Source organism: Streptomyces polygonati (genome assembly GCF_042650325.1).
In the GTDB taxonomy this organism is placed as follows: Bacteria; Actinomycetota; Actinomycetes; order Streptomycetales; family Streptomycetaceae; genus Actinacidiphila; species Actinacidiphila polygonati.
Map to the genome: position 1 here is coordinate 1 of NZ_JBHSBB010000065.1, position 1296 is coordinate 1296.

The following is a 1296-nucleotide window of genomic DNA, read 5'->3' on the forward strand; positions in this document are numbered from 1 at the left end:
CGCGCAGGAGGGCCCACAGGACGCTGGCTCGCCGGCGGGCCAGAGCGATGACGGCCTGGACGTGTTTGCAGCCCTCGCCGCGTTTCTTGAGGTAGAAGTCCCGGTTGGGCCCTTCGCGGATGATGCTGGTCTGCGCGGACATGTAGAACACCCGGCGCAGGCGACGGCTGTAGCGCTTGGGCCGGTGAAGGTTGCCGGTACGGCGCCCGGAGTCGCGCGGGACCGGCACCAGCCCGGCCGCCGAGGCGAGATGGCCGGCATCGGCGTAGGCCGTCAGGTCGCCGGCGGCGACCACGAACTCGGCGCCGAGTATGGGGCCCATGCCCGGCAGGGACTCGATGATCTCCGCCTGCGGATGGGCGCGGAACGTCTCACGGATCTGCTGGTCGATCCGCTTCAGCCGGTCGTCCAGGGCCAGGATCTGCGCGGCCAGGTCGGCGACGATCTGCGCGGCGACGTCCTGTCCGGGCAGCGCGGTCTGCTGGGCCCGGGCCGCCTCCAGTGCGGTCGCGGCCACCGCGTCGGCGCCGCGCACACTGCGGTTGGCGAGCCAGGCCGTCAGGCGGGCCCGGCCGCGGCGCCGGATGGCGGCCGGGGTCTGGTACCCGGTCAGCAATACCAGTGCGCCTTTGTGGGACGAGTAGTCGAAAGCCCGCTCCAGGGCAGGGAAGACGCCGGTCAGCACGTCGCGGAGCCGGTTGATCATCCGTACCCGGTCGGCCGTCAGGTCGGAGCGGTGTGCGGTCAGCAGGGCGAGGTCGGCGGCGAGCTGCGCGGGCACGTCGATGACGGCGAAGTCGCGGCGGTGGCGGGCGGTCTCGGCGATGACGTAGGCGTCGCGGGCGTCCGTCTTGGCCTCGCCCCGGTATGCGCCGGACATGCGGTTGACCGTGCGGCCGGGCACGTAGACGGCCTGCTGGCCGTGGGAGGCGAGCAGGGCCAGCAGCAGCGCGGAGGCCGTGCCGGAGATGTCCACCGCCCAGGACACTTCATCGGCCAGGTCCAGGATCTCGCCCAGCGCGGTCAGGATCGCCGTCTCGTCGTTGTCGATCTTCTTCGACCACAGCGTCGCGCCGGCCTCATCGACCGCCGCTGCCCAGTGATGCACCTTGCCCGCGTCGATGCCGACCCATACCCGGGCCCGTCGCTCACTCACTTTGCCCCTCCTTGTTCCGAACAGCATGCCGTCGGCCCGAGGAACACCCCGCTGTCGTCTCCGTAATCAGCGACCGCACACAGCGCGCACATCTCAATCAGCAGCCAGGGCACCCCGGAGAACCGGGCAGCCACTCCTGG

1 protein-coding gene is annotated in these 1296 nt (G+C 71.4%); it reads right to left on the minus strand.

Going from position 1 to position 1296, the window contains the following annotated elements; genetic code table 11:
* Positions 1 to 1156, minus strand: a 1156-nt coding sequence (locus ACFO3J_RS35940) for an IS110 family transposase (protein ID WP_386439092.1), incomplete at its 3' end; no start/stop codon positions are given.
* Positions 1157 to 1296: the final 140 nt, after the last annotated feature.